General features: G+C 64.4%; 18 protein-coding genes and 1 pseudogene. 4 read left to right on the top strand and 15 right to left on the bottom strand.

Translation table 11 applies throughout. The features are described 5' to 3' along the window. The 10 genes and pseudogenes from HGR_RS03235 to HGR_RS03195 form a co-directional block, all read right to left on the bottom strand. The coding region (locus HGR_RS03235; protein ID WP_138922379.1) for an MFS transporter at positions 1 to 747 on the bottom strand (747 nt) is incomplete at its 3' end. A gap of 46 nt (positions 748 to 793) precedes the next feature. Continuing rightward, positions 794 to 1,402 carry an NAD(P)H-binding protein gene (locus tag HGR_RS03230; protein WP_006296649.1) on the bottom strand — a complete coding sequence of 203 codons (609 nt, stop codon included), beginning with the start codon at positions 1,400 to 1,402 and terminating at the stop codon, positions 794 to 796. Between the two features lie 240 nt (positions 1,403 to 1,642). After that, a complete protein-coding gene (locus HGR_RS03225) occupies positions 1,643 to 2,617 on the bottom strand; it encodes an AraC family transcriptional regulator (RefSeq protein ID WP_039852217.1) in 975 nt (324 codons plus the stop codon). Between the two features lie 96 nt (positions 2,618 to 2,713). Further along, positions 2,714 to 3,091, bottom strand: coding sequence for a nuclear transport factor 2 family protein (locus tag HGR_RS17205; protein WP_006296647.1), 378 nt, complete (start codon positions 3,089 to 3,091; stop codon positions 2,714 to 2,716). Positions 3,092 to 3,316: 225 nt separating this feature from the next. Further along, entirely contained in the window at positions 3,317 to 3,955 is a 639-nt protein-coding gene (locus HGR_RS03215) for a formylglycine-generating enzyme family protein (protein WP_169312666.1), read from the bottom strand. 65 nt (positions 3,956 to 4,020) lie between these two features. After that, positions 4,021 to 4,180 (bottom strand): annotated as a pseudogene (locus tag HGR_RS17745) (SDR family oxidoreductase); the annotation flags it as partial. Between the two features lie 349 nt (positions 4,181 to 4,529). After that, on the bottom strand, positions 4,530 to 6,149 hold the full coding sequence (gene guaA / locus HGR_RS03210; protein ID WP_006296645.1) for a glutamine-hydrolyzing GMP synthase: 1,620 nt from the start codon (positions 6,147 to 6,149) through the stop codon (positions 4,530 to 4,532). Positions 6,150 to 6,229: 80 nt separating this feature from the next. Further along, positions 6,230 to 7,699 carry an IMP dehydrogenase gene (gene guaB / locus HGR_RS03205; RefSeq protein ID WP_006296644.1) on the bottom strand — a complete coding sequence of 490 codons (1,470 nt, stop codon included), beginning with the start codon at positions 7,697 to 7,699 and terminating at the stop codon, positions 6,230 to 6,232. A gap of 146 nt (positions 7,700 to 7,845) precedes the next feature. After that, positions 7,846 to 8,193, bottom strand: coding sequence for an RnfH family protein (locus HGR_RS03200; RefSeq protein ID WP_006296643.1), 348 nt, complete (start codon positions 8,191 to 8,193; stop codon positions 7,846 to 7,848). A gap of 82 nt (positions 8,194 to 8,275) precedes the next feature. Next, a complete protein-coding gene (locus tag HGR_RS03195; protein WP_006296642.1) occupies positions 8,276 to 8,728 on the bottom strand; it encodes a type II toxin-antitoxin system RatA family toxin in 453 nt (150 codons plus the stop codon). Positions 8,729 to 8,798: 70 nt separating this feature from the next. On the opposite strand from HGR_RS03195, the gene smpB reads away from it, so the two are divergent. From smpB to HGR_RS03175, 4 genes are all read left to right on the top strand, one after another. Further along, a complete protein-coding gene (gene smpB, locus HGR_RS03190; RefSeq protein WP_006296641.1) occupies positions 8,799 to 9,290 on the top strand; it encodes an SsrA-binding protein SmpB in 492 nt (163 codons plus the stop codon). An 85-nt stretch (positions 9,291 to 9,375) separates the two neighbouring features. Next, complete coding sequence (locus HGR_RS03185) at positions 9,376 to 9,759, top strand: COG4315 family predicted lipoprotein (protein ID WP_006296640.1); 384 nt, start codon at positions 9,376 to 9,378, stop codon at positions 9,757 to 9,759. Positions 9,760 to 9,798: 39 nt separating this feature from the next. Further along, entirely contained in the window at positions 9,799 to 10,335 is a 537-nt protein-coding gene (locus tag HGR_RS03180) for an RNA polymerase sigma factor (RefSeq protein ID WP_006296639.1), read from the top strand. Between the two features lie 29 nt (positions 10,336 to 10,364). Next, positions 10,365 to 11,180, top strand: coding sequence for an anti-sigma factor family protein (locus tag HGR_RS03175; RefSeq protein ID WP_006296638.1), 816 nt, complete (start codon positions 10,365 to 10,367; stop codon positions 11,178 to 11,180). 48 nt (positions 11,181 to 11,228) lie between these two features. Here the strand turns inward: HGR_RS03175 and HGR_RS03170 are convergent, their stop codons facing one another. From HGR_RS03170 to rbfA, 5 genes are all read right to left on the bottom strand, one after another. After that, on the bottom strand, positions 11,229 to 12,371 hold the full coding sequence (locus HGR_RS03170; protein WP_006296637.1) for an enoyl-CoA hydratase/isomerase family protein: 1,143 nt from the start codon (positions 12,369 to 12,371) through the stop codon (positions 11,229 to 11,231). Next, positions 12,331 to 13,296, bottom strand: a complete 966-nt coding sequence (locus tag HGR_RS03165; RefSeq protein ID WP_006296636.1) for a DMT family transporter — start codon at positions 13,294 to 13,296, stop codon at positions 12,331 to 12,333. The genes HGR_RS03170 and HGR_RS03165 overlap by 41 nt, the downstream gene beginning before the upstream one ends. Positions 13,297 to 13,484: 188 nt before the next feature. Then, positions 13,485 to 15,308: a translational GTPase TypA gene (gene typA / locus HGR_RS03160; protein ID WP_006296635.1), complete on the bottom strand. Its 1,824-nt coding sequence runs from the start codon at positions 15,306 to 15,308 to the stop codon at positions 13,485 to 13,487. Next, on the bottom strand, positions 15,305 to 16,288 hold the full coding sequence (gene truB, locus HGR_RS03155) for a tRNA pseudouridine(55) synthase TruB (protein ID WP_006296634.1): 984 nt from the start codon (positions 16,286 to 16,288) through the stop codon (positions 15,305 to 15,307). The genes typA and truB overlap by 4 nt, the downstream gene beginning before the upstream one ends. Before the next feature lie 4 nt (positions 16,289 to 16,292). Further along, on the bottom strand, positions 16,293 to 16,661 hold the full coding sequence (rbfA, locus tag HGR_RS03150; protein WP_006296633.1) for a 30S ribosome-binding factor RbfA: 369 nt from the start codon (positions 16,659 to 16,661) through the stop codon (positions 16,293 to 16,295). Positions 16,662 to 16,677 lie beyond the last annotated feature (16 nt).

Here is a 16,677-nt window from a genome sequence, read left to right as displayed (position 1 = left end):
TTCGCGGCTGGCGACCAGCCGCAACGGCAGGATGGGCTGGCCGGCACGGTGCTCAGTCTGCAGGAATAACGCGACCAGCACGACGCCGGCCAACAGTGGCCCGGCCGTTCCCCAATGCAGCCAGCTTTCCTCGGCCGCATGAACCAGGCCATAGACCAGTGCGACGACGCCCAGCGCGGACAGGGTCGCGCCCGCGACATCGAATCGGCCGGACTGCCGTGGCGTCTCCAAGATGTACCGGCCAGCTCCCCACATCAGCAACAAACCGATCGGGACATTGATAAAGAAGCCGACTCGCCAGGACACTAGGTCCGCCACGATGCCACCCACGACCAAGCCCAGGCTGGCGGTGATGCCGCCCACTGCACCGTACCAGCCGAGAACCCGGTTGCGCTCGGCTCCTTCCGCGAAGCTCGTGGACAGCAGGGCGAGCGTGGACGGGGCAAGGATGGCGGCGCCGATACCTTGCATGGCGCGCGCTCCCACCAGCCAGGCCGGCGAGCTGGCCAGCCCGATGCCCAATGACGCCAAACTGAAAAACCCCAGGCCGGCCACGAAGACACGCCGACGGCCCATCAGATCACCGGCGCGCGCTCCCAGCAGCATGAGACCACCGAACGCAAGTGCATATGCGTTCTGCACCCACGACAGGCCGCCTGCGGAGAATCCCAGGCCGTCGCGGATGGAGGGCAGCCCGGTGATCACGATAGAGTTGTCGATCACGATCATCGCGTAGCTGGCAAGCATGATCGCCACCAGCAATCCGCGATGCGCTGGCCTGGCCGATGCTGGGTCAGCGCGCACCAGACACCTCCTTGTGAACGCCCAGGCTGTGCCGGATCTCCATCCCCGGCGTGGTCGCCAGACGGACCACCAGGTCGGCCACACTCTTGCGCGACACCGACTCACCGGAGGCCCGGAAGGTCTCTCCCTTCTGTGTCGTTCCGTAGGCGATTTCGTCGCGGTTGTTCAGCCAGGCCGGGCGCAGCAAGGTGTACTCGAGCGACGAGGCTTCGATGGCGGCAGCGGCCTTGCGGTAGGGATCGAGGATGCTGCCGTGCCGCTCGCCCGGCACTTCGTCGTAGATCCCCATTGAACCGATAAAGATCAGGCGGTGGACGCCGGCGTCCTGCATAGCTTTAACGATGGCCCGTGCCTGCTGCTCCAGCGGCCCGGCCAGGTTGGCATACACAACATCGTGGCCCGGTATCACTGCGTCCAGGGCGTGGGCGTCGAGCACATCCCCCTCGACGATGGTCACACTCGGGTTGCCCTCGAATTTGAGTCTGCGCTTGGCTTGGCGTGCGAACAGGGTCAGCCGGACCTCGGGATGGGCCAGGAATAGGTCGGTGGCCACACGGGCGATCTGTCCGTTGGCGCCGAGAATCAACACGCGTGTCATGGAGTGCCTCTGCTTCGTCTACGGGGGAGGGCTTGGGTCAGCGGTCGATGAAGTTCATCAGCGCTTCGGTCGGGCGATGTTTCTGCATGATCAAAACTCCTCTCGTTGATGGCCTGTTCGTCCGTATCATTCCGGCGACGGCACGAGCTTGTCATGGGCCACCGTTGAAGGCGCCCTGGCGTCGGCTTGGGCTGTTCAGGCAGAGGGGCCGCGCGGCCTGCCCTGCGGATCAATCGTTCGTCAGCCGCTCATGCCACCGGTCGCCTGCTGTTCGCGCAATCGCTTGATGTCACGCGCGGGCGGCGCACCGAAGAAACGGCTGTACTCGCGGTTGAACTGGAATTGGCTTTCGTAGCCCACGCGGTGCCCTGCGGCAGCAGCGTCGATGTTTTCGCTGAGCATCACGCGCCGCGCTTCCTGCAGGCGCAACTGCTTCTGGTATTGCAGTGGGCTCATGGCCGTGATGGCCTTGAAGTGATGGTGCAGAGCAGAGACACTCCAATGCACCTGCCGGGCAAGGTCTTGCATGCGCAGCGACTCGGCGTAGCGCTTGCGCAACACCTCAATGACCTGCGCGACGCGCTGGCTGTGGCTCTCGACCAAGGCCAACTGCGCGAGCCGCCAGCCGTCAGGGGACTTCAGCAGCCGGTACACGATCTCTCGCGTGACCAAAGGCGAAAGGGTTGGAATGTCTTCAGGGGTCTCCAGCAGTGCCAACAGGCGGAGCAACGGCTCCAGCAAGGCCACCGTGTTGTCGCTGGTGTAGATGCCTCTTCCGACATCGCCGCCAGACGGCTTACCCGCCAGCCCCAACTCGAGCGCGAGGGCCGTGATCTCCCTGACGTCGAGGTTCAATCGCATCGCCAGGTGCGGGCATTCGGGAGACGCATCAATCACCTGCCCAACCACGGGAAGGTTCTGCGCAAAGACGAGGTACTGGCTGGGGTCGTAGACGTAGACATCGTCGCCGAGCAGCACCCGCTTGCTGCCTTGCGCGATCACGCACAGCGCCGGTTCGTAGACCGTGTGTACGGGATGCAGGATGCGTGATACCTTGCCGAGGATGAGCCGGGGGATTGCCGTCTCGAAGGCGCCGTCTCCTTGCGTGAGACGTGCAATGCTGGCCGCCAGCTCGGCTTTCAACACCGTCACCCGGAGCGCATCGTCCGACGTGGGGATACTCGCGTTCGAGGGATGGACGGTGAAATTGAACATGTCCGTCAGCATAGTTTTCCTGGCGCGACTTGTCACACTTTGGAACTGATCCGTGCAGGATCGTGCAAACAATGAAATGAATCCCGCAATGCCAGCTCAGTACGTGGAGGCCCGTGCTCCCGACATGAGCCATTGCCCGTCGTGCAGGGTCAGGTCGATGTCGAGTTGAAGCGGCCAGATTCCCCGTGCTCCCCAGATGTCGGCGTTGACCCGGTTGCGGCCTCGCAGCGTGGCCTTGTTGCCATCGACCTTCACGACGACGTCTTCTTCCACGGAGTTGTGATAGCGCATCTGGCCCGACTCGATGTGCGCGAGCCACTCAGAACGGGGCTGGTCATACCCGGTCATGTGGACGAGGCAAAAGTCGTCGGTCAGCATGGACGCCAACGTGCGTGTGTCGGAGGCCACCATGGCGCGGTGCATGCGGCTGTAGAGCGCGTGGATGGCTTGTTGCTCATTGAGGGGGCGGGGCATTGGACTCTGACTCCTTCGGGATGGGGCAGCTTCTTCCTCCAGCAGGAGCAGAAAGCCGATGCTGAGGCCTCGGTAGTCCGAGGCGTAGGGCTTGCGAAACGAGGAGCGCCAGCTCCCGGAGGTAACGTGCCAGCTTCCGCCGCGCACCATGCGGCTCGTGCCTGAGGCCGGACCCGGCGGATCGCTGGTCGGTCTGTTTGCGTAGCAGGCCTCGCTATACCAGTCCTACACCCATTCCCAGACATTGCCGTGGACGTCGTACAGTCCCCAGGGGTTGGGCAGTTTCTGCCCGACCGGATGCGTGGAACCGGTCGCAAAATCCTCGCCATACCAAGCGTTTCGACCGAGTTGCCGCGCGTCGTTGCCGAACGAGTGGGCTGTCGTTGTGCCAGCACGTGCCGCGTACTCCCACTCAGCCTCCGTCGTAAGTCGGTAGCGGCCGTGGCCTTCACGTTCGTTCAGGCGTTGGATGAAGGTTTGGGCGTCATTCCACGAAGCAGTGGCTGGGTTGGTCGGCTTGCGCAATCGCTCGGCTATGCCCGGCAAATCGTAGTACGGATTTGAGCGCTGCGCCGTATAGGGGCTGCTGCCCATCACCGCTTCCCACTGCGCTTGCGTGACTTCGTGCCGTGCCAGGTAGAACGGGCGAGAAATCGCCACCCGGTGGTGGGGCTTCTCCGCAGCACTGGCCTCCCGATCATCATCACCCGCGCCCATCATGAAGCTTCCAGCAGGAATTCGCACGAAGCTGATGCCGATGCCATTGGTGTGTTGTGCGGTCGGGCTTGGGTTAGGTATCTGGTTCGGTTTCGGCCCTCCGGTCTGTCCCACCTGTGCGCTGGCCGTCAAGGTGGTGAACAGCATCGCCAGCACTGCCAGCGCGGCACGGGTTGACCTTGCGTGTTGATGTGGGTGCATCCGAGAACTCATCAATGTGCGGCCTTGGGTGTGGCCTCACCGAGCCAGTACGCGGCGGTCACGCCACCGTCCATCAAAAAAGTCGCTGCCCGTGATGAAGCCACCGTCCGGCCCCATGAGCAGCGCCTCAACGTTGCCGACCTCGTCCGGGGTTCCGGCGCGCCCAACTGCAAATCTTGGATTTAGGCTTGAGATTGCGCGGTGCGGTGTCGGTAAGCATCGAGGTTTTTCCTCCTGTTCATGACGGCTTTTACCGTCATGAACAGGAGACCTGCTGATGCTCGGAAAGCCGCATGAAATAAGCTTTCCTGAGGAGTGATTTACCGTCAAAGACCGGTTTGGTCTGGATAGTAAACGGGAGGACCTTAATCCGGCTTCCGGTTTCTACCGTCACCTCTACCGCCAATCCGTTTTGCTGGCCGGCGATAGCCGCCGATAGTTGTCGGGACGTATTTCTTTTTAAATCAACACGTTACGACAGCTTTTCGATAGGTCACGATAGTCCCCGAAGGACCTGATTTCACTCCCACTCAATCGTCGCCGGCGGCTTGCTGCTCACGTCATAGGTCACGCGGTTGATGCCGCGCACCTCGTTGATGATGCGGCTGCTGACCTTCTTGAGCAGCGCGTAGGGCAGCTCGGCCCAGTCGGCGGTCATGAAGTCGCTGGTCTGCACGGCACGCAGGGCCACGACGTAGTCGTAGGTGCGACCGTCGCCCATCACGCCCACGCTCTTGACGGGCAGGAAGACGGTGAAGGCCTGACTGGTCAGGTCGTACCAGGTCTTGCCGGTTTCCGCGTCGTTGAAGTTGCGCAGTTCCTCGATGAAGATGGCGTCGGCGCGGCGCAGCAGGTCGGCGTACTCCTTCTTCACCTCGCCGAGGATGCGCACGCCCAGGCCCGGGCCCGGGAAGGGATGGCGGTAGACCATGTCGTGCGGCAGGCCCAAGGCCACGCCCAATTCGCGCACCTCGTCCTTGAAGAGGTCACGCAGCGGCTCCAGCAGCTTCAGACCCAGTTGCTCGGGCAGGCCGCCCACGTTGTGGTGGCTCTTGATGGTGACGGCCTTCTTGCTTTTGGCGCCGCCGGACTCGATCACATCGGGGTAGATCGTGCCCTGGGCCAGGAAGGTCGCGCCCTTGGAACCTGGGCGCGCCGCCTTCAGCTTCTCGGCCTCGGCCTTGAACACGTCGACGAACAAGCGGCCGATGATTTTGCGCTTCTGCTCGGGGTCGTTGACGCCCGCGAGTTCGCGCAGGAACAGTTCGCTGGCGTCCACGCGCACGACCTTGGCGTGCAGCTTGCCGGCGAACATCTCCATCACCATGTCGCCTTCGTTCAGGCGCAAGAGGCCGTGGTCCACGAACACGCAGGTGAGTTGGTCGCCGATGGCGCGGTGGATCAGCGCGGCGGCCACGGAAGAGTCCACGCCGCCCGACAGGCCGAGGATGACTTCCTCGTCACCCACCTGGTGCTTGATGGCTGCCACGGCCTCGTCGATGTGGCCGTCCATCACCCAGTCGGGCTGGGTCTTGCAGATGTCGAGCACGAAGCGCTCCAGGATCGCCCTGCCCTGCAGCGTGTGCGTGACTTCCGGGTGGAATTGCACGGCGTAGAAACCGCGCGCCTCGTCGGCCATGCCCGCGATCGGGCAGGAGGGTGTGGAGGCCATGAGCTTGAAGCCGGGAGGCAGCTCCGTCACCTTGTCACCATGGCTCATCCAGACCTTGAGCATGCCGTGCCCCTCGGGCGTGGCGTAGTCCTGGATGCCATTGAAAAGCTGGGTATGACCATGCGCTCGGACATCGGCGGTACCGAACTCGCGCTTGTGCCCGCCTTCGACCTTGCCGCCGAGTTGGTGGGCCATGGCCTGCATGCCATAGCAGATGCCCAGCACCGGCACGCCCAGCTCAAACACGGCTTGCGGGGCCTTGTCGGTGGTTTCCTCGTAGACGCTGGCGTGGCTGCCCGAAAGGATGACGCCCTTGAGCCTGCCGTCCTTGGCGTAGTCACGGATCCACGCGTCGGTCACGTCACAGGGATGGACTTCGGAATAAACGTGCGCCTCGCGCACCCGCCGGGCGATGAGCTGCGTGACCTGGGAGCCGAAATCAAGGATGAGGATTTTTTGGTGTTGCATGGCTGCAAAAATCGCTTGTCACTGAGAAGTCAAAAGCCCGAACACCATCGCTGGGTTCGGGCTTGGTTACTCTGAGCCGTTTAATTTGCTCTGTAGTTGGGGGCTTCCTTGGTGATCTGCACGTCGTGGACATGGCTTTCGCGCATGCCCGCGCTGGTGATCTCCACGAATTCGGCCTTGTTCTTCATCTCGTCGATGGTGGCGCAACCGCAGTAGCCCATGCTGGCGCGCACGCCGCCAGCCATCTGGAACAGAATAGCGACCACCGAGCCCTTGTAGGGCACGCGGCCTTCGATGCCTTCGGGCACCAGCTTGTCTGCTTGAGGGTTGCCAGCGGTCGACTCTTGGAAGTAGCGGTCGGCGCTGCCCTGCTGCATGGCGCCGATGCTGCCCATGCCACGGTAGCTCTTGTAGCTGCGGCCTTCGTAGAGGATGACCTCGCCCGGGGCTTCTTCCGTGCCAGCGAACATGCTGCCCATCATCACGGTGGACGCGCCTGCCGCGATGGCCTTGGCGATGTCGCCGCTGTAGCGGATGCCGCCGTCGGCGATCAGCGGCACGCCAGTGCCTTGCAAGGCCGTGGCCACGCCGTCGATGGCCATGACCTGCGGCACGCCCACGCCCGCGACGATGCGGGTGGTGCAGATGGAGCCGGGGCCGATGCCGACCTTCACCGCGTCCGCGCCCACGTCGACCAGCGCGCGCGCGGCGGCGCCGGTGGCGATGTTGCCGCCGACCACGTCCACTTGCGGATAGTTCTTCTTGACCCAGCGCACGCGGTCGATCACGCCCTTGCTGTGGCCGTGTGCCGTGTCCACCACGATGGCGTCCACGCCGGCTTTCACCAGCGCTTCCACGCGTTCTTCCGTGCCCTCGCCCACGCCGACCGCCGCGCCCACGCGCAGGCGCCCGGCCGCGTCGCGCGCGGCGTTGGGGAAGTTCAGTTGCTTGGTGATGTCCTTGACGGTGATCAGGCCCTTGAGCTCGAAGGCGTCGTTGACCAGCAGCAGCCGTTCCAGTTTGTGCTTGTTCAGCAGGGCCTTGGCTTCGCCGGGCGTGGTGCCGTCGGGCATGGTGACCAGGCGTTCGCGCGGCGTCATGATCTCGCGCACCGGCAGGTCGTAGCGGGTTTCGAAGCGCAGGTCGCGACCGGTCACGATGCCGACCACCTTGCCGTTGTCTACCACCGGAAAGCCGGACACGCCAAGTTGGTCAGACAGCTGCATGACCTGGCGCACCGTGGCGTTGGGGTTGATCACCACCGGATCGCGCAGCACGCCGGATTCGTAGCGCTTGACCTTGGCCACCTGGGCGGCCTGCTCGGCGGCAGTCAGGTTCTTGTGGATGATGCCCATGCCGCCTTCCTGGGCGATGGCGATCGCCAGGCGGGCTTCGGTGACCGTGTCCATGGCCGCGGAGACCAGGGGCAGGTTCAGGGCAATGTTGCGGGAGAAGCGGGTGGAGAGAGAAGTGTCCTTGGGCAGGACCTGGGAGTACGCTGGCACCAACAACACGTCGTCGAAGGTGAGCGCTTTACCGAGAAGGCGCATGTTCTAGGGCTCCAAAAACAGCATTGTACCCGCGCTCTCTTGGGGGAGTCTGCGCGTGGGTACAAGAGCCGCCTGCGTTGCCTGTGTGCGGCCTCTCGCTGGCTCAATGAACCATCGCGTGATGAGCCAAGAGGCTTCTTTTCTGTCTAGTAACCAGCCTTGGCACCGGCCCGGCGTTGCGCGAAAAGCCCCGCGCGTTTGCTGCCTTGGCTGGCGAAGCGCTCGCGCCGCGCCACTTTGGGGTCCACCCTCAGGGGGCGGTACAGCTCGACCCGGTCGCCCTCGCGCAGCACCTGTTCGGGCGTGGTCTTGCGGCCCCAGAGGCCCAGTACTCCTTGCGCCGCCAGATCGGCCAAGCAGTGCGTGGGGAACTCGGGCCAATCGCAGGCGGCCACGGCTTGTGCCACGGTGGCGTCGGCGGGCAAGGTCAAGATTTGCTCGCGCACTTGCCGCGGTGCATGCGCGTGGGCCACGACGACCGTGATGGTCGTCATGGCCTGTAATGAACCTGGCGTTTGCAGTTGCAGTTGCACTTGCGCTGTGGGGGTGTCCATGCTGGAGCGTCGTCCCCGCGCCTCACGCGGTGCCGTAGACCTGCTCGGCGCGCTTGACGAAGGCGTCGACCAGGGTGCCGGCGATCTTGTCGAACACCGGGCCGACCAGCTTGCCCAACAAGGCATTGGCGAAGCCGTACTCCAGCGTCAGCTCGACCTTGCAATGCGCGTCGCTGCCGCCCACGGGGGTGAAGGTCCAGTGCCCGTCAAGCTGGGAGAACGGGCCGTCCACCAAGGTCATGTGCACGCTGTTGCCGTCCGGGCCGCTCTGGTGCGTGTTGCGCGTGGTGAAGGCCTGGTGCAAGCCGCTGAAGGCGATGCCGACTTCGGCCGTCAACCCATCGGGACGCGACTCGATCACGCGCGCACGGTCACACCAGGGCAGGAACTGCGGGTAGTCCGCCACGCGCGTGACCAGATCGAACATCTGCTGCGGGCTGAACCAGATCAGGACGGACTTCTTCACAGTTTTCATAGAATGCGGGGTTACTTGCTGCTCCGCCGCGCGATTGTAATTTTGCGCGGAAGGCCCCACATACAGACGCATGTCCACCGACAAGAAAAAAACCGCCAAAACCGCCCTTCCCGCCCGCATTGCCGACAACAAGAAGGCCCTCTTCAATTACCACATCGAGGAGCGCTTCGAGGCCGGCATGGTGCTCGAAGGCTGGGAGGTCAAGGCCTTGCGCGAGGGCAAGGTGCAGCTGACCGATGGTTATGTCGTCATCAAGAGCGGCGAGTTGTTCCTCATCGGCTGCCAGATCAACCCGCTCAACACGGCGTCCACCCATGTGCGCCCCGACTCGGTACGCACCAAGAAGCTGTTGCTGCACAAGGAAGAGATCCGCCGCCTGGTCGGCAAGGTCGAGCAGAAGGGCCACACCCTGGTGCCGCTGAACCTGCACTGGAAGAACGGCAAGGTCAAGGTGGAAATTGCCCTGGCCAAGGGCAAGGCCGAGCACGACAAACGCGACACCATCAAGGACCGCGAAGGCAAGCGTGAGGTGGAGCGGGCCATGAAGCAGCGCAGCCGCTGATTATTTCGCGGGTCAGGGAATAAACCGGCGGGCCAGGGCGTTCATCCAGGCAGGCACGATCTTGTGCCGCTTTTTTGGAGACCTCATGAAATCCTCGTTCCGTGCTCCGTACTCTCTTTTTCTCGCCGCGGTCATCCTCGCCGGTTGCGCGGCGATGGCAGCAACGCCAGCGCAGGTCAACGACGGTGTTCTGGTCGGGCCCAACGGCATGAGCCTCTACACCTTTGACCGTGACGCCATGGGCAGCGGCAAATCGGTGTGCAACGGTCCCTGTGCCACCAACTGGCCCCCCCTGATGGCCAGTGACATGGACAAGGCCTCTGCCGACTACAGCGTGATCACCCGCGACGACGGCAAGAAGCAATGGGCTTACAAGGGCAAGCCCCTGTATTTCTGGGTGAAGGACAGCAAGCCGGGTGACCGCACGGGCGATGGCTTCAACAACGTCTGGAAGTTGGCCCGCCCTTGAGCGTGGCGCGGTCACTTCCAGCGCCCCACCGCCTGAGCCATGGACCGCCGACTGTTGACCCAGCATATTCCAGCCTTGCGGCGCTATGCCCGCGCGCTGACGGGAGACGCCTGGGCCGCCGACGATCTGGTGCAGGACGCGCTCGAGCGTGCCTGCGTCAAGTGGCGGCTTTGGCTGGCGGGTTCCGACTTGCGGGCTTGGCTGTTCACGCTCATGCACAACCTCTACATCAGCCAGGTGCGGCAACGTCTGCGCCAGGGACCGGCGCCGCTGGCCTTGGAAGCCATCGAGCAGGAACCCGCAGCGCCTGCCAGTGGCGGCGACGATGCCCTGGACCTCCAGCGCTGCCTCTTGCTGTTGCCGGACGAGCAGCGCGTGACGCTGCTGCTCGTCACGCTGGAGGGCATGACGTATTCGGAGACAGCGCGGATCACCGGTGTGCCGGTCGGCACGGTGATGTCTAGGCTTTCTCGGGCGCGCGGACGCCTGCAGGAGTTGCTGGACGCAACCCCCCGCCCGGACGCGTCCACCTCGGGTTCGGCCGCCGGGCATGGCGCGCTGCGCCGCCTCAAATAGACGCCTCACGCCAGCGCATCACGATCACCATGGACGCATCCAAAGACATCCCCGTCACGGACGACGAGCTGCACGCCCTGCTCGATGGTCGGCTCACCGCTGAGGAGCACGCGGCCCTGCTGGCCCTGCTGGCCCGTTTGGCCCAGCAGCCCGCCGCGCAAGCGCGTTGGAGGGCCTGGCAGCGCCAACACGCCGCCTTGCGAGGGCTGCACACCGAACTGTTGCGGCAGGATCTGCCCGCAGCCTTGGAGGCCGCAGCCCGAAGCGTGGAGCAAACCCATGGGCGGGTCCAGCAGGCACGGCGTTGGAGTGCCGTCGCCGCGTCCCTGTTGCTGGCCTTTGGCCTGGGCTGGTTCGGCCGTGCCGTGTGGATGCCGGGGTCACCCGCCGTGCTGGCCCAACAGGCTCCGGCGCGGGACTTTGTGCGGCAGGCGGCGATCGCGCACGCGGTCTACAGCCCCGAGCAACGGCACCCGGTCGAGGTGGCGGCCAGCCAAGAAGAACATCTGGTGCAGTGGCTGTCCAAGCGCCTGGGCCGCCCCCTCAAGCTGCCCCAGCTGCAGGCCTTGGGGTACGAGCTGGTCGGCGGGCGTCTGCTGCCTGGTGACGATGGGGCTCGTGCCCAGTTCATGTACCAGAACGCCGCTGGCGTGCGCGTGACCGTGTACCTGGGGCAGCGCCCGGCCGAGTTGGGCAGCGAAACCCGGGTGGAGTTTCGCTACAGCGCCGATGGCCCCGTGCCCAGCTTCTACTGGATCGATGGCGAGCAGGCTTACGCGCTTTCCGGTGCGCTGAGTCGTGAGCAGTTGTTGCGCTTGGCCGAGGCGGTGTACCAGCAGTCCTGAACCCGCAGCGTCGCGGGCTGCACGCATCCTGGGACGTGGACAGCCTGCTTAGGCCAAGTCCTTGAGCGGGTGGGCGTGCGGGGGCCAGGGCGAATCGAAAAAGCCCGCCACCATGTCCGGCGTGACATCTTCCAGCCGCGCAGGCCGCCACTTCGGCTGGCGGTCCTTGTCGATGACCAGGGCGCGGATGCCTTCCATGGTTTCCGTGTCCGCGCGGTAACGGCCCAGATGCCGCGTGTTGAAGCAGTGGCGCACCAGGTCCCGTTCCAGGCGCAGTTCCTCGGCGAGGTTCATCGCGGCGCCTCTACGTAACAGTTGCAGGGTCACTTCGAGCATCAAGGGTGAATGGGTGCGCAAGGCCTTCACCGTGCTTTCGATCCACACTGCGTGGTCCGCATCCTTTGCCTGCGTTGCTTCGAGGGCCTGCACGATGGCCAGCACCGAGGTCGAGCCGAAACAGCGTTCAACAACGTTCAGCGGCAACGTTGCAGCTGGCGAGGGGATGATGTGCTGCTGTCGCCAAGCCTCCAAGGTGTCCACATCGAAGGACGAGAGGCCCGCCAAGGCATCCCAGGCCTGCTGCAATTGAGCGGTACCGAAACAGGCATCGGCGAGCCCCAAGGCCAGCGCGTCACCCGCACCGATGACCTCACTGGTCAAGGCCAGCCATGCCCCGGCGCTCCGCGGGCAGCGGGCGAGGAACCAACCTCCCCCCACGTCGGGGAACAGCCCGATTTGGGTCTCCGGCATGGCCATCTTCGTGCGTTCGGTGACGATGCGCAGGGAGGCGCCTTGAGCGATGCCCATGCCGCCGCCCATGACCACGCCATCCATGAAGGCGATGTAGGGCTTGGGATAGTGGTGGATCAGGTGGTTGAGGGCGTATTCCTCGGTGAAGAAATCCTCCACCTCGGCGTCGCCGCGCAAGACGGCTTCGTGAAAGAAGCGGATGTCGCCGCCTGCGCAGAACGCGCCAAATGGTCCGTCCTTGCCTTGCCCGCGGATGGCCACGGCCTGGATGGCGGGATCGTCGCGCCAGACCTGCAAGGCCTGCGTCAGGGCGCGCACCATCGAGAGTGAGAGCGCGTTGAGTGCCCGCGGCCGGTTGAGCGTGATGCAGCCGAGCTGGCCGCGCTGCTCCAGCAGAAGCTCAGGACAGGATGGAAGGCGGAAATTCGTCACGATGGTCACGCTTGTCTTTCGAGTTCCAGCCCAGGGCCTCGTTCGCGGCCAAGGCGCCGATGACCACGAGGCCGCCCGTCAGCGCATTCGCGCCGGGAGCCTCGCCCGCGCCCAGCCACGCCCAGAGGATGCCGAAGATCACTTCCAGAAGGCCCAGCAGCGCCAGCTCCGGCGCCTTGAGCACGCGCGCACAGAAGACGGCCAGGACGCAAGGGATGCCCAGTTGCACCACGCCCAGCAAACCTAGCCAGCTCAAGTCCGTGGCATTGGCTTGCCAAGGCAGCGTCAATGGCAAGGTGACCAAGGCCGACAAGATCGCGCCGATCAGCACGGAGGGCACCAGTCCGATCTTGGCGGCGGTTTCGTCCCTCGCCTGCTGCCGGGACTGATGCTGCGCCACCGTCCATTGCACGGAGCCTGCAACGGGCACGATCAGCGCGATCAAGGAGCCCAGCAAAAGCCCGCCAGACTGCCCGCCGGCGCCGGCCTCACCGCTGAAGTTCAATTGCGCGCCGTACATCCACACAATGCCTGCCCCCGCCACGACGATGGCGATCCAGGTGCGCAGGGGGAGTCGATGCCCGAGCACGAAGCGCGACATCAGGGCCGTGAACAAAGGCCCCAAAGCCATGGTGATCAGCACGTTGGCCACCGTGGTCAAGGTCAGCGCGAACATGAAGGCCGTGAACATGATGCCCCAGCACACGCCGGACAGCCAGAGCGAGGGATTGCGCCACGGGATCTGCCGGAATACGTCCACCCCTTGCCACAGCGGCAAGATGACCAGCAGCGTGAGCACGGTGAAGAAACTGCGCCAGAACGTGACTTCCAGCCCTTGCGCGTGCGTGAGCTGGCGCGAGACCAAGCCCGCGATCGACCACATCAGGGTCACGGCCACCATCAACCAAACGGCTTTGCGATGAGTGAGGGTCATTGAAGTTCTTTCACGGGACGCCGTGGAACTGGCTTGGCCAGGCCACTGGCGTCGTTCCCCTTGCCACCGAAGGTTGGCGTTCAAGGGGCTGAGGGCTGCGGCTCCAAGCCTGCTTGCGCGGGCTTGGACAGCCTGAAGAACCATTGCCTCTGGCAATGGGTACCGAGGCGCATCAGCGCCTCAGGGGTTTAGTCTCGTGCCGCACGCTTGCGCTCGTGCTCCTTCAGGTAACGCTTGCGCAGGCGGATGCTCTTGGGCGTGATCTCGACCAGCTCGTCGTCCTCGATGAACTCCACGCCGTATTCCAGCGTCAGCTCGATCGGGGGCGTGATCTTGACCGCGTCTTCCTTGCCGCTGACGCGGAAGTTGGTCAGCTGCTTGGTGCGCGTGGCGTTCACCACGAGGTCGTTGTCGCGGCTGTGGATGCCGACGATCATGCCCTCGTACACCGGATCGTTGGCCTTGACGAACATGCGGCCGCGATCGTCCAGCTTGCCCAGGGCGTAGGTGAAGATTTCACCGTCGTCCATGGAGATCAGCACGCCATTCTTGCGCCCACCGATGTCACCCTTGTGCGGCTCGTAGCTGTCGAAGATGTTGCTGATCAGGCCGGAACCGCGCGTCAGGTTCATGAATTCGTTGGTGAAACCGATCAGACCACGAGCCGGAATGCGGTATTCCAGGCGGACACGGCCACGGCCGTCCGGCTCCATGTTCACCAGTTCACCCTTGCGCTCGCCCAGGGCTTGCATCACGCCGCCCTGGTGCTGTTCTTCGATGTCGGCCGTGACGAGTTCGATGGGTTCGTGCTTCTCGCCATTGATGGTGCGGAACACCACGCGCGGCTTGCTCACGGCCATTTCGTAGCCTTCGCGGCGCATGTTTTCCAGCAAGATGGTCAGGTGCAGTTCACCGCGGCCCATCACCTCGAACACGCCCTCTTCGTCGGTCTCGTTCACGCGCAGCGCGACGTTGTGTTGCAGTTCCTTCTGCAAGCGGTCCCAGATCTGGCGGCTGGTGACGAACTTGCCTTCACGGCCTGCCAGCGGGCTGGTGTTGACGCAGAAGTTCATGGTCAGGGTCGGCTCGTCGACCTTGAGCATGGGCAGGGGCGCGGGGTTGATCGGGTCGGTGACGGTCACACCGATGCCGATGTCTTCGATGCCGTTGATCAGGACAATGTCGCCGGGACCAGCCTCGGGCGTCTGCATGCGGTCCAGACCCTGGAAGGTCAGCACCTGGTTGACGCGGCCTTTCACGGCCTTGCCGTCCGGGCCTTCCATGACGACCACGTCCATCATGGGCCTGATCGTGCCTTGGCTCACGCGACCCACTCCGATGCGACCGACGAAGGTGGAGAAGTCCAGCGCCGAGATCTGCAATTGCAGCGGCGCGGTCGGATCACCCGAATTCGCGGGGACGTGCTTGAGGATGGTGTCGAACAGGGCCGACATGTCGGGGCCCCACTGCTCACCCGGCGTGCCTTCGGTCAGAGAAGACCAGCCGTTGATGCCCGAGGCGTAGACCACGGGAAAGTCGAGCTGCTCGTCGGTCGCGCCCAGCTTGTCGAACAGGTCGAAGGCGGCGTTGACCACCTTGTCGGGATTGGCGCCGGGTTTGTCGACCTTGTTGACGACCACGATAGGACGCAGGCCCAGGGCCAGGGCCTTCTTGGTCACGAAGCGCGTCTGGGGCATGGGGCCTTCCTGCGCGTCGATCAGCAACAGCACGCTGTCTACCATGGACAGGGCGCGCTCCACTTCGCCGCCGAAGTCCGCGTGGCCGGGGGTGTCCACGATGTTGATGTGGGTGCCCTTCCAGCTGACGGCGCAGTTCTTGGCCAGGATGGTGATGCCGCGCTCCTTTTCGATGGCGTTGTTGTCCATCACGGTGTCGACGACCTTTTCGTGCTCGGCGAAGGTGCCGGACTGGCGCAGGAGTTGGTCGACCATCGTGGTCTTGCCATGGTCAACGTGGGCGATGATGGCGATGTTGCGGATTTGCTTGCTCATGGTTGGGGTTCGCTCGGTGCTTGGTTTTCCAGAATCTGTTGAATTTCGATGGGACTCAACAGTCGTCCCGGGATCAGTTCGCCGGCCTTCACGTGGGCCGTGCCGAGCAGCGCGCGCGGCGCCGCTTCATCTCGGACGGGGCCGAACACGGCCACCCTCGGCGCATCGGGCCAAGGGCCGCGACGGCGCATGCCGGACAGAAAACGCCCGGCATTCTCCGCGTCCAGCGTGACGGCTTCATGGCCATCCAGCAACACCTCGGCCGGTCGCAGCGCGCCTTGGCGTTGCGGTTCGTCCATCGCCTCCAGGGAGGGCAGATCGATGCACTGCGCCTGATCAAACGGCCCGGTGGCGACGCGGCGCAGCGCGACCAGATGGCCGCCACAGCCCAACGCCTCGCCAATGTCCTCGCCCAGGGTGCGGATGTAGGTGCCCTTGCTGCACAGCACGCGCAATCGCAAGAAGGCGGCGTCCCCGTGCAGCTGCAGGTCCAGCAGTTCAAGTTCGTGAATCACGACCTCGCGCGGCGCTCGTTCCACCGTCTCGCCCTCCCGGGCGTACTCGTAGAGGGCCTTGCCGTCCTTCTTGAGCGCGCTGTGCATAGGCGGCACCTGCTGGATCGGACCCATGAAGCGGTCCAGCACCTCCACCACCTGCCCCGGCGTGCAGCGCACGGGGCGGGTAGCGATCACCTCCCCCTCAGCGTCGGCAGTGCTGGTTTTCACGCCCAGGCGAACCGTGGTCTCGTACGTCTTGTCGGCGTCGAGGTGCAGCTGGCTGAACTTGGTGGCGGCACCGAAGCACAGTGGCAGTACGCCCGTGGCCAGCGGATCCAAGGTACCGGTGTGCCCTGCCTTTTCGGCGCGCAGCAGCCACTTGGCTTTCTGCAAAGCTTGATTGCTGGACAGACCCAAAGGCTTGTCCAGCAGGAGCACCCCATGCACGGGGCGCCGTGGCACCCGTGCACGCGGCGTGTTCATGGGTTCAGTCCTCTTTCGCTCGCGAGGAAACCGCCTTGGCGATCAAGGCGTTCATGTCGGCTGCGCGCTCGGTGGTGCGATCGAACACAAAGTGCAGCGTGGGCACGGTGTGGATGTGCAGTCGCTTGAAGAGGCCGTTGCGCAGGAAGCCCGCGGCCTGGTTCAGCGCGTCCTGGGCTTCCTGGGGTTCACCGATCAGCACGCTGAAATACACCTTGGCATGGGCGTAGTCGGGTGTGACCTCCACGCCCTGCAGCGTGACCATGCCAACGCGGGGGTCCTTCAGCTCGCGCGCGATCAGTTCCGACAGATCGCGCTGGATCTGGTCGGCGACCTTGTGGCCGCGGTTGATGGGGGACTTCTTCGCCGGCATGGTGGTTCGAGCCTCT

Origin of the sequence: Hylemonella gracilis ATCC 19624, from assembly GCF_000211835.1 — a bacterium.
GTDB classification, from domain to species: Bacteria; Pseudomonadota; Gammaproteobacteria; order Burkholderiales; family Burkholderiaceae_C; genus Hylemonella; species Hylemonella gracilis.
This window is presented reverse-complemented; position numbering and strand designations above follow the sequence as displayed.

Bases quoted from the DNA above. Each gene is read 5' to 3' on its own strand.
- HGR_RS03185 (WP_006296640.1), top strand. From the start codon at position 9,376: ATGAAATCCTCGTTCCGTGCTCCGTACTCTCTTTTTCTCGCCGCGGTC.
- HGR_RS03195 (WP_006296642.1), bottom strand. From the start codon at position 8,728: ATGAAAACTGTGAAGAAGTCCGTCCTGATCTGGTTCAGCCCGCAGCAG.
- rbfA (WP_006296633.1), bottom strand. From the start codon at position 16,661: ATGCCGGCGAAGAAGTCCCCCATCAACCGCGGCCACAAGGTCGCCGAC.
- HGR_RS03230 (WP_006296649.1), bottom strand. From the start codon at position 1,402: ATGACACGCGTGTTGATTCTCGGCGCCAACGGACAGATCGCCCGTGTG.
- HGR_RS17205 (WP_006296647.1), bottom strand. From the start codon at position 3,091: ATGCCCCGCCCCCTCAATGAGCAACAAGCCATCCACGCGCTCTACAGC.
- guaB (WP_006296644.1), bottom strand. From the start codon at position 7,699: ATGCGCCTTCTCGGTAAAGCGCTCACCTTCGACGACGTGTTGTTGGTG.
- truB (WP_006296634.1), bottom strand. From the start codon at position 16,288: ATGAACACGCCGCGTGCACGGGTGCCACGGCGCCCCGTGCATGGGGTG.
- HGR_RS03180 (WP_006296639.1), top strand. From the start codon at position 9,799: ATGGACCGCCGACTGTTGACCCAGCATATTCCAGCCTTGCGGCGCTAT.
- HGR_RS03215 (WP_169312666.1), bottom strand. From the start codon at position 3,955: ATGCTGTTCACCACCTTGACGGCCAGCGCACAGGTGGGACAGACCGGA.
- guaA (WP_006296645.1), bottom strand. From the start codon at position 6,149: ATGCAACACCAAAAAATCCTCATCCTTGATTTCGGCTCCCAGGTCACG.
- HGR_RS03175 (WP_006296638.1), top strand. From the start codon at position 10,365: ATGGACGCATCCAAAGACATCCCCGTCACGGACGACGAGCTGCACGCC.
- HGR_RS03165 (WP_006296636.1), bottom strand. From the start codon at position 13,296: ATGACCCTCACTCATCGCAAAGCCGTTTGGTTGATGGTGGCCGTGACC.
- smpB (WP_006296641.1), top strand. From the start codon at position 8,799: ATGTCCACCGACAAGAAAAAAACCGCCAAAACCGCCCTTCCCGCCCGC.
- HGR_RS03225 (WP_039852217.1), bottom strand. From the start codon at position 2,617: ATGTTCAATTTCACCGTCCATCCCTCGAACGCGAGTATCCCCACGTCG.
- HGR_RS03200 (WP_006296643.1), bottom strand. From the start codon at position 8,193: ATGACGACCATCACGGTCGTCGTGGCCCACGCGCATGCACCGCGGCAA.
- typA (WP_006296635.1), bottom strand. From the start codon at position 15,308: ATGAGCAAGCAAATCCGCAACATCGCCATCATCGCCCACGTTGACCAT.